This is a genomic window from Pseudomonas lactucae, from assembly GCF_016937615.1.
Lineage (GTDB): Bacteria > Pseudomonadota > Gammaproteobacteria > Pseudomonadales > Pseudomonadaceae > Aquipseudomonas > Aquipseudomonas lactucae.
The window spans coordinates 1-9281 of the sequence record NZ_JAFHKI010000192.1 but is presented as its reverse complement, the minus strand read 5'-3'; the positions used below and the strand labels follow the sequence as shown (position 1 = coordinate 9281).

General features: G+C 60.1%; 10 protein-coding genes and 1 pseudogene. 8 read left to right on the top strand and 3 right to left on the bottom strand.

Features of this window, described 5'->3' with window-relative positions:
* The first annotated feature begins 136 nt into the window (after nt 1–136).
* Nucleotides 137–1591, top strand: a complete 1455-nt coding sequence (locus JWR98_RS27345; protein WP_003175745.1) for a TrkH family potassium uptake protein — start codon at nt 137–139, stop codon at nt 1589–1591.
* Here JWR98_RS27345 and JWR98_RS27340 read toward each other — a convergent pair.
* The gene (locus JWR98_RS27340) at nt 1548–2606 is read right to left on the bottom strand and encodes an AraC family transcriptional regulator (RefSeq protein WP_078734440.1); all 1059 of its coding nucleotides are present in this window, start codon (nt 2604–2606) and stop codon (nt 1548–1550) included. The two genes, JWR98_RS27345 and JWR98_RS27340, sit on opposite strands and share 44 nt — an antisense overlap.
* 161 nt (nt 2607–2767) lie before the next feature.
* Between JWR98_RS27340 and JWR98_RS27335 the strand changes: the two genes are divergently transcribed.
* From JWR98_RS27335 to JWR98_RS27325, 4 genes and pseudogenes are all read left to right on the top strand, one after another.
* Complete coding sequence (locus JWR98_RS27335; RefSeq protein WP_078734441.1) at nt 2768–3079, top strand: Mpo1-like protein; 312 nt, start codon at nt 2768–2770, stop codon at nt 3077–3079.
* Between the two features lie 116 nt (nt 3080–3195).
* Nucleotides 3196–3324, top strand: coding sequence for a hypothetical protein (locus JWR98_RS29850; protein WP_003175749.1), 129 nt, complete (start codon nt 3196–3198; stop codon nt 3322–3324).
* Nucleotides 3325–3398: 74 nt separating this feature from the next.
* Nucleotides 3399–3581 carry a hypothetical protein gene (locus JWR98_RS27330; protein ID WP_017529166.1) on the top strand — a complete coding sequence of 61 codons (183 nt, stop codon included), beginning with the start codon at nt 3399–3401 and terminating at the stop codon, nt 3579–3581.
* Between the two features lie 96 nt (nt 3582–3677).
* Nucleotides 3678–4873, top strand: a pseudogene (locus tag JWR98_RS27325) (MFS transporter).
* Here the strand turns inward: JWR98_RS27325 and arfB are convergent.
* Nucleotides 4870–5283 (bottom strand): alternative ribosome rescue aminoacyl-tRNA hydrolase ArfB, encoded by a 414-nt coding sequence (arfB, locus tag JWR98_RS27320; RefSeq protein ID WP_042945196.1) that lies wholly within the window; start codon nt 5281–5283, stop codon nt 4870–4872. The pseudogene JWR98_RS27325 and the gene arfB sit on opposite strands and share 4 nt — an antisense overlap.
* Nucleotides 5284–5353: 70 nt before the next feature.
* Here arfB and JWR98_RS27315 point away from each other — a divergent pair, with 70 nt between their 5' ends.
* Nucleotides 5354–5731: a c-type cytochrome gene (locus JWR98_RS27315; RefSeq protein WP_205491707.1), complete on the top strand. Its 378-nt coding sequence runs from the start codon at nt 5354–5356 to the stop codon at nt 5729–5731.
* A 197-nt stretch (nt 5732–5928) separates the two neighbouring features.
* Here JWR98_RS27315 and JWR98_RS27310 read toward each other — a convergent pair whose 3' ends face one another.
* Nucleotides 5929–7350 carry an amino acid permease gene (locus JWR98_RS27310; RefSeq protein WP_205491705.1) on the bottom strand — a complete coding sequence of 474 codons (1422 nt, stop codon included), beginning with the start codon at nt 7348–7350 and terminating at the stop codon, nt 5929–5931.
* Between the two features lie 649 nt (nt 7351–7999).
* On the opposite strand from JWR98_RS27310, the gene JWR98_RS27305 reads away from it, so the two are divergent.
* Both JWR98_RS27305 and JWR98_RS27300 read left to right on the top strand, forming a co-directional pair.
* The gene (locus JWR98_RS27305; protein WP_003175756.1) at nt 8000–8137 is read left to right on the top strand and encodes a hypothetical protein; all 138 of its coding nucleotides are present in this window, start codon (nt 8000–8002) and stop codon (nt 8135–8137) included.
* Nucleotides 8138–8210: 73 nt separating this feature from the next.
* On the top strand, nt 8211–9170 hold the full coding sequence (locus JWR98_RS27300) for a CgnE/CgnB domain-containing protein (RefSeq protein WP_078734446.1): 960 nt from the start codon (nt 8211–8213) through the stop codon (nt 9168–9170).
* The last annotated feature ends 111 nt before the right edge of the window (nt 9171–9281 follow it).

The window sequence follows — 9281 nt, the reverse complement described above, 5'->3', positions numbered from 1 at the left end:
GCTCGGCAGCTGCTACGCACCGCCATCGGGAGCAAGCCCCCTCCCACATTTGCTCCAGGTCGTTCCCAAGCACGCCGGTTTACATGCCCTGCACCCCAGGTAGAATGGCGCCTCTGCCCTATCTCGAGCGAACTTCATGGCGTTGCCGACCCTACGCATCATCGGTTTCATCATCGGCATCTTCCTGATCACCCTTGCGATCGCCATGGTCGTGCCCATGGCCACGCTGGTGATTTTCGAACGCACCAGCGACCTGCCCTCGTTCCTCTGGGCCAGCATGATCACCTTTGTCGCCGGCCTGGCCCTGGTCATCCCCGGCCGCCCCGAGCATGTGCACCTGCGTCCGCGCGACATGTACCTTCTCACCGTTACAAGCTGGCTGGTGGTGTGCGTGTTCGCCGCGCTGCCGTTCCTGCTGACCCAGCACATCAGCTACACCGACTCGTTCTTCGAAAGCATGTCCGGCATCACCGCCACCGGTTCCACGGTATTGAGCGGGCTGGACAGCATGTCGCCGGGCATCCTGATGTGGCGCTCGCTGCTGCACTGGCTGGGCGGTATCGGCTTTATCGGCATGGCGGTGGCGATCCTGCCGCTGCTGCGTATTGGTGGCATGCGCCTGTTCCAGACCGAGTCCTCGGACCGCTCGGAAAAGGTCATGCCGCGTTCGCACATGGTGGCGCGCTTGATCGTGGCGGCGTATGTGGGGATTACCATCCTCGGCAGCCTGGCGTTCTGGTGGGCCGGCATGGGCCTGTTCGATGCGATCAACCACGCGATGTCGGCGATTTCCACTGGTGGGTTCTCCACCTCCGACGAATCCCTGGCCCACTGGAAGCAACCCGCGGTGCACTGGGTGGCGGTGGTGGTGATGATCCTCGGCAGCTTGCCGTTCACCCTGTACGTCGCCACCTTGCGCGGCAACCGCAAGGCACTGATCAAGGACCAACAGGTGCAGGGCCTGCTCGGCCTGCTGGTGGTGACCTGGCTGGTGCTCGGCACCTGGTACTGGTGGACCACCAACCTGCATTGGCTGGAGGCCCTGCGCCACGTGGCGCTGAACGTGACCTCGGTGGTCACCACTACCGGTTTTGCGCTGGGGGACTACAGCCTCTGGGGCAACTTCTCGCTGATGCTGTTCTTCTACCTGGGCTTTATCGGCGGTTGTTCGGGCTCGACGGCCGGCGGCATCAAGATTTTCCGCTTCCAGGTCGCCTATATCCTGCTCAAGGCCAACTTGAACCAGTTGATTCACCCCCGCGCGGTGATCAAGCAGAAGTACAACGGTCACCGTCTCGATGAGGAGATCGTGCGTTCGATCCTGACCTTTTCGTTTTTCTTTGCCATCACCATCTGCGCCATCGCCCTGGCGTTGTCGCTGCTGGGCCTGGACTGGATGACCGCGCTCACCGGCGCCGCCAGTACCGTGTCCGGCGTCGGCCCGGGCCTGGGCGAAACCATCGGCCCGGCCGGCAACTTCGCCAGCCTGCCGGATGCGGCCAAATGGATTCTGTCGCTGGGCATGTTGCTGGGCCGGCTGGAAATCATCACAGTCTTTGTTCTGTGCATCCCGGCGTTCTGGCGTCACTGACCGTCGACGTCTCCTGCAACCGCGCCCGGTATTCGCCGGGCGTGGCATCGAACCAGCGGCGAAACGCGCGGAAGAAGTTACTGGGGTCGGCGAACCCCAACAGATAGGCAATTTCCAGCAGGGTCATGCTCGGCTGCGCCAGGTATTGCTCGGCCAGTTCGCGGCGCGTGTCGTCGAGCAGGGTCTGAAAACTGGTGCCCTCCTCCTGCAAACGCCGCTGCAAGGTACGCTGGGACAGGTGCAGGGTCTGGGCCACCACTTCGCGCTTGGGCTCCCCCTGAGGCAACAGGCGGCACAACACCTGGCGAGCCCTGTGGGTCACGCGGCTTTCGGAAAAACGCGCCAGGTATTCACCGGCAAACCGATCATGCAGCAGCGCCATGGCTTCATTGGCCGTGGGCAGCGGTGCGTCCATGTCGGCACGTTCGAAGATCAGCGCGTCGTACACCGCATTGAACTCCAGCGGGGCATGGAACGCCTGTTTGTAAGGGGCCAGGTCCACCGGAGGCTCACCCTGCAACATGACTTTGCGCGGTTGCAGGGTGCGCCCGGTCAGCCAGCCGCACAGCGCCAGAGCACAAGCCAGCGAGGCTTCGGCGCTTTGCCGGGTGGGCGGCAGATGATCGCCATGCACCGTCAGAATCAGCGCATAGCCTTCGGGTAACAGGCGAAAGCTCAAGTCGGCGCTTTCGGCGATGATCCGCTGGTAGCGCACCAGACGCATAAAGCCTTCGGCCAGGGTGTTGCTGGACATCAAGGCGTAACCGGCTACATGAAACGACGCCGGGCGCACCACCTTGCCCATGTTCAGGCCGATCGCCGGGTTGCCCGACAGCTCGACAGCGCGCTGCCACAGGCGCGTCATGGAATCCTGCGCAAAACGGGCGTCGGGGTCGTTGAGGGCGGCGTAATCCAGGCCCAGTTGCTTGAACAGACTGCGGCAATCAAGGCCGTCCATTTCCAATGCCTTGACTATCCCCATCGCCCAGCTTGCAGAAGTTGTTCGTTCGCTCATGGCGTCTTCTTAATAAAGCAGGCTCAAAACGGCAGCCAGGAAGCCAAGGATACTAAAGTGGCATCCAATGTCACTGGCTGTTAGCACTGATCACTCTAGACTTAAATAAGCTCCCCGCCGAACATCCGTTGAGCGGTATAACAATCAAAGGGCCGGTCACTGTGGAAAACGTCAATCGATTCAACAGCTTTGCCGAGTTTTACCCGTATTACCTACGCGAACACGGCAACAGCACCTGCCGGCGCCTGCATTTTATCGGCACCACATTAGTGATCGCTATTCTGGCCTACGCCATCGGCAAAGGGTCACTGGGCTTGTTGCTGGCCGTGCCGATTGCCGGCTACGGCTTTGCCTGGATCGGGCATTTCTTCTTCGAAAGGAACCGCCCGGCGACCTTCAAGCACCCGTTCTACAGCTTGCTGGGGGATTTTGTGATGTACCGCGACATGATTCTGGGCAAGGTGCCGTTCTAGTCCCTCGTCGAGATAAAAGTCTTTTTGTCATTTACAGTGTTGTATCCTGCCAAGGCTTTTTGAGAGCGCGGACTCACCTGCGATTGAAAAAACAGACTTTGCGAGGAGCGACGACGATGCACGAGATACCTAATCTCCCCTTCCCAAGCCTGCACGAAACTGAGCAGCCAACACCGCAACAGGCCAGCCCCAAGCAGCCTGAGGCCAAAGAAGCCAAACCAGTCGACAGCGAACGCCAGGACTGACGCCGTACCAGACCGTGTGGAAAGCGCAGCTTTGAGCGCTTTCCACACTGCCTGAATCACCCGAGGTACCCGCCATGACCGACACCCTCCCCGACACCCCGGACACCGCCGTCCTCGACGCAGCCTTGCAGATGGTCGAGGTGTGGAACCGCCTCAGCGCCGACAAGCAAGCGGTGCTGCTCAAGCGCTTCGGCACCCAGGAAAACGCGTTGGCCGCATTGGTCACCACTCAACTGCTGGCCCCCGCCAAGCCCTGACCTCTGACGTTTTTGCGTTTTACCGCCCTGCTCGGGTCAAAGCACCGCTATCATTAGCAGCCTATCTTTACCTGCTGCGACAGTGGACCTCTCCCCATGCCAGATACCCAGCGCCCGATGGCGGTCACGCTGCAAGTTGTTTCCATCGTGTTGTTCACCTTTATCGGCTACCTGAATATCGGCATCCCTCTGGCCGTATTGCCGGGCTATGTCCACAGCGAACTGGGCTATGGCGCGGTGATTGCCGGCTTGGTGATCAGCGTGCAATACCTGGCCACCCTGCTGAGCCGACCGTATGCGGGCAAACTCATCGATAACCTGGGCAGCAAGCGAGCGGTGCTGATCGGCCTGGCGGGATGTGGCCTGAGTGGTGTGTTCATGTTAATCGCGGCATGGTCCTCAAGCCTGCCGGCCTTGAGCCTGGGCAGCCTGCTGATTGGCCGCCTGGTGCTGGGCAGCGCGGAAAGCCTAGTGGGTTCGGGCGCCATCGGCTGGGGCATCGGCCGGGTGGGCGCAGCCAACACCGCCAAGGTCATCTCGTGGAATGGCATTGCCAGTTATGGCGCGCTGGCGGTCGGTGCGCGTTGGGGGTGTTGCTGGTCCGGCAATTCGGGCTGTGGAGCATGGGCGTCAGCATTATCCTGCTGGCGGCGGTGGGCTTGCTGCTGGGGTGGAACAAGGTCGCCGCGCCGATTGTCGCCGGCGTGCGCCTGCCGTTCATGAATGTCCTCGGTCGGGTACTCCCGCACGGCTGCGCGCTGGCCTTGGGTTCGATCGGCTTTGGCACCATCGCCACCTTCATCACCCTGTATTACACCACCCAGCACTGGGATAACGCGGTGTGGGCGCTGAGCCTGTTCGGCGCCAGTTTTATCGGGGCACGCCTGTTGTTCGGCAACTTTATCAACCGTATCGGCGGTTTTCGCGTGGCAATCGCCTGCCTGTCGGTGGAGATCCTCGGCCTGCTGTTGCTGTGGCTGGCGCCGGATGCCAATTTGGCCCTGGCCGGCGCGGCGTTGAGCGGCTTTGGGTTTTCCCTGGTATTTCCGGCCCTGGGGGTAGAGGCGGTCAACCTGGTGCCTGCGTCCAGCCGGGGTTCGGCGGTCGGCGCCTATTCATTGTTTATCGACCTGTCCCTGGGCATCACCGGCCCGTTGGCCGGGGCGGTAGCGGCAGGCTTCGGCTTTGCGTCGATCTTCCTGTTCGCCGCCCTCGCCGCCCTGGGTGGCCTGTTGCTGAGTGTGTACCTGTACCGGCAGGCGCCCAAGGCACGCGAGGCACGCGACGCTTAGAAATCGACCTTGCCGCGCCCGGCCTTGATGCTGCCGCGTTTGGTCTTGGATTCGAGGCGACGCTTTTTCGAGCCCAGGGTGGGCTTGGTCGGGCGGCGCTTTTTTTCTACCTTGGTGGCGCTGAGGATCAGTTCCACCAGGCGCTCCAGCGCATCGGCGCGGTTCTGTTCCTGGGTCCGGTATTGCTGGGCCTTGAGGATCAACACGCCGTCGCTGGTGATGCGACTGTCACGCAGCGCCAGCAGCCGCTCTTTATAGAAATCCGGCAGCGACGACGCCGGAATATCAAAACGCAGGTGCACCGCGCTCGACACCTTGTTGACGTTCTGCCCACCGGCGCCCTGGGCGCGGATGGCAGTCAGCTCGATTTCGGCATCGGGCAGGTGCACGTTGTTGGAAATGACCAGCATCACTCAAAAACCTTAGGCAACGGATAAGCCAATCGTGGATAACAACATAGGCAACAAGGTCACCCGTGGAATGAAAATACCCTTGATGGCTTTGCTCGGCACTTTAGCACTCATTCAAACTTCGCAGTCCTTCGCCGATAGTGCCAACGGCAAGACTCTGTATTCACAGCGATGCGCCATGTGCCATGGAGCGGATCTCAAGGCAACGGGACCACTGGCCAGGAAAAGCAACCCGCCTACCCCTGACCTGACGACGCCCGCGTTCAAAAAACGCCTGGCTGAGTATCCGGGCGTAATTGTCTCTTCGGTCATCCTTCGTCCCAATGGGAACCTGATTCCAAAAACACTGCAGGAGAACGGTGTGCGCGTACCGCCGCATGCGTGGAGCGTTGAGGATTTTCGCGATTTGAATCAATACATGAGTGGTGTGATTTTAAAAAGCCGGTGAATGGCTCTCAGTGTATGCGATCCGGGCGTGGGGGGTGTTTGTGTGTGACATTATCATCGGGTTAAGCGACTACGACGTCCAGATCTCCTTTTTTCATCAACCTTGAAAAGCAAATGCCCCGACAAGTCAGGGCATTTGCTTTCACCGGTGCAGGCAGCGTGTTCACCCAGCCTACACAGTTTGTTTACGCACGCCGCTTACTTCAACACCGCACTCGCCGTCGCCAACGCCGCTTCGGCATTGCGCTTGTTCTTGAACCAGTAACACACCGCCATAAACGCCACCCACACCGGGATCGCGTACACCGACACTTGGATCCCCGGAATCATCAGCATGATCACCAGGATAAACACCACGAACGCCAGGCAGAGGTAGTTGCCGTACGGATACCACAGCGCCTTGAACAACGGCACCTGGCCGGTGCGGTTCATGTGCTGGCGGAACTTGAAGTGGGAATAGCTGATCATCGCCCAGTTGATCACCAACGTGGCCACCACCAGCGACATCAGCAACTCCAACGCGTGTTGTGGGACGAAGTAGTTCATCAGCACCGCCACCAGGGTCACCGCCGCCGAGGCGAGGATCGCACGCACGGGCACGCCGCGCTTGTCGATCCGGGACAGAGCCTTGGGCGCATCGCCCTGCTCGGCCATCCCCAGCAGCATGCGGCTGTTGCAGTAGGTGCCGCTGTTGTACACCGACAAAGCCGCCGTCAGGACCACGAAGTTGAGGATGTGCGCAGCCGTGTTGCTGCCCAGCATCGAGAACACCTGCACGAACGGGCTGCCGCTGTAGGCATCGCCGGACGCATTGAGGGTGGCCAGCAGGCTGTCCCATGGCGTCAGCGACAACAGCACCACCAGCGCGCCGATGTAGAAGATCAGGATGCGATAGATCACCTGGTTGATCGCCTTGGGGATCACGGTGCGCGGTTGGTCGGCTTCGGCAGCGGTAAAGCCGAGCATTTCCAGGCCGCCGAAGGAGAACATGATGATCGCCATGGCCATCACCAGGCCACCGACGCCATGGGGGAAGAAGCCGCCGTGCTCCCACAGGTTGCTCACCGAGGCTTGCGGGCCGCCGCTGCCGCTGACCAGCAGGTAGCTGCCCAGCGCGATCATGCCGACGATGGCCACCACCTTGATGATCGCAAACCAGAACTCCGCCTCGCCGAACACTTTGACATTAGCCAGGTTGATCAGGTTGATCAGCACGAAGAACGCCGCCGCCGAGACCCAGGTCGGAATCTCCGGCCACCAGTAGTGCACGTACTTGCCGACAGCGGTCAGTTCCGACATGCCCACCAGGATGTACAGGATCCAGCAGTTCCAGCCCGACAGGAAGCCGGCGAAACCGCCCCAGTACTTGTGGGCAAAGTGGCTGAAGGAGCCGGCAACCGGCTCTTCGACGATCATTTCGCCGAGCTGGCGCATGATCATGAAGGCAATGAAGCCACAGATCGCATAGCCCAGGATCATCGACGGACCGGCGGATTTGAGCACCCCGGCCGAGCCCAGGAACAGGCCGGTACCGATGGCGCCACCGAGGGCGATCAACTGGATATGACGGTTTTTCAGGCCGCGTTTCAGCTCGCCTGAAGAGGAATGGGGTCCACTCATGAAAAGGGTCTCACGCAAGGTTTGATGATGTGAATGCACGTTGCTGCGTTGAATCTCGACTCAAGCAGCGCCGCTCAAACCCCAGCGCAGGCACCAGGAGTACAGCGTTTTTCCAACGTTCATGCGTCACCTGTTTGTTTTTATCTGTGACGAAATCGAACCCGCCGGGCTCGTGGCCGGGCGGAGTGATCAGGGTGGGTAAACCCTGAGGTCTTGACCTTTTGCGTGGTTACGCAAGGGAGTCACAGTAAAACGCGGCGCATTGTACACCGCTCGACCGCTTGCGAACGCCCTGCAACAGTGCACGCGACAATCTGTCAGGCATTCGTTACGACGAAAGGCGGCCCAATAACGCCGAGCGCTTCTCGTAAATTTATCGTTACACCACGGAAAATAAGCGTTACAGCCAAGCTATCGACCTTCGGCAAACGGAAAAATGTCGGTAAGAAATTTCCGAAACATTACCCGCGCCAGCCCATTGTTTTTCCTGAATAAAAAAACCACGGTAAAAAACAGAAGAAAAAATCCAAATGAGACCGTGTCAATAAATTTTTTGCATTAACCAACAAGCTCTCCTAGGTTCATTCCACTTGCCCAGCGAAGCCCGCTGGCAAGCCGTTCTCAAACACCGTCCTCTAGGAGATACACCATGCAAGCACTGGAAAACGACCTGGAAACCGAACTGCAACTCGACGATTGGTTTGAAGCGCCGACCCATGAGGCCGCCGTTGAAATGATGCAGGCCGACGCAGTCGTGCCGTTCGGCACCGCGATGTGGCCTTTCTAAGACGCGACAGGCATTCGGCAGGTGCTGTGCACGGCACCTGCCCCCTTACCCAAGGCACACAAGGACACCCGTCATGGACAAGGCCCGCGCCGTCGAACACTTTCTTTACTACCTCGCCCATCACCCGGCGCTCAACGGCCTGAGTTGCCCAACCGTGCTGCTCGGCCATACCGAGCGTTACGACGCCATTGCTCACGCCATCACCCACAGCAGCGCCGCCCGCTTCAATTTCCAGGTACAGCGCCTGGACCTGGCCGCCAGCGATACCCTGGCCAAGGCCATCGAAGCCTGCGACCTGTATCTGTTTCTCTACGACGCCTCGACACTGCCCAACCCACGCGCCGAAGGCCCGGACTTTATCCGCGCCCTGCAGGGGGTGATGGCCGAACACTGGAAGAAGTCCCTGCTGTTCAAGGACTACGGCGACTACTTCTACGACACCTTCAGCGTCGAGCCGCAACGCATCGCCGACCTCAACGCCACGCTGATCCGGCGCATGGGCCAGGCCAACGTGTTGAGCTTTACCGACAAGCACGGCTCACGTCTTGAAGCGCCGATGAGCAGCATCAAGAAGTGGACCAATATCAACGGCGTCGGCAACCACGACCTGGCACCCGGCGAAATCGCCACCCACAGCGAAGCCATCAATGGCCAGGTGAGATTTGTCGGTACCTTTCTCAGCACCATCCCGTTTGCACGCAAATACGGCGTACTGGCGTCGCCGCTGGAGTTGTGGATCGAAAACTCGACCGTCTGCAGCGTGGCCAGCGAGGTGCCGGGGCTGGCGGATGACTTCAACAAATACCTGAATGCCAACCCGTCCAACCGTCGGGTGGAGGAACTGGGGATTGGCACCAATGAAGGGGTCAAGGATTTATATGCGCGCAATGCCGGGTTTGAGGAGCGCCATTGCGGCTTGCACCTGGGGCTGGGCGGCGGGCAGAAAGGCAGTCATCACCTGGATCTGATCTTTGCCAGTGGGGTGTTGGCGTTGGATGACAAGCCAGTGTTCGACGGAGCCTTTGCGTTCTGAGCAAAGGACTCGAAAACACCGGAGATCCAACTGTGAGAGGGGGCTTGCTCCCGATAGCGGTGAATCAGTCACGTAGATATCTACTGACCCACCGCCATCGGGAGCAAGTCG

Bases quoted from the DNA above. Each gene is read 5' to 3' on its own strand.
- JWR98_RS27345 (WP_003175745.1), top strand. From the start codon at position 137: ATGGCGTTGCCGACCCTACGCATCATCGGTTTCATCATCGGCATCTTC.
- JWR98_RS27340 (WP_078734440.1), bottom strand. From the start codon at position 2,606: ATGAGCGAACGAACAACTTCTGCAAGCTGGGCGATGGGGATAGTCAAG.
- JWR98_RS29850 (WP_003175749.1), top strand. From the start codon at position 3,196: ATGCACGAGATACCTAATCTCCCCTTCCCAAGCCTGCACGAAACTGAG.
- JWR98_RS27330 (WP_017529166.1), top strand. From the start codon at position 3,399: ATGACCGACACCCTCCCCGACACCCCGGACACCGCCGTCCTCGACGCA.
- arfB (WP_042945196.1), bottom strand. From the start codon at position 5,283: ATGCTGGTCATTTCCAACAACGTGCACCTGCCCGATGCCGAAATCGAG.
- JWR98_RS27315 (WP_205491707.1), top strand. From the start codon at position 5,354: ATGAAAATACCCTTGATGGCTTTGCTCGGCACTTTAGCACTCATTCAA.
- JWR98_RS27310 (WP_205491705.1), bottom strand. From the start codon at position 7,350: ATGAGTGGACCCCATTCCTCTTCAGGCGAGCTGAAACGCGGCCTGAAA.
- JWR98_RS27305 (WP_003175756.1), top strand. From the start codon at position 8,000: ATGCAAGCACTGGAAAACGACCTGGAAACCGAACTGCAACTCGACGAT.
- JWR98_RS27300 (WP_078734446.1), top strand. From the start codon at position 8,211: ATGGACAAGGCCCGCGCCGTCGAACACTTTCTTTACTACCTCGCCCAT.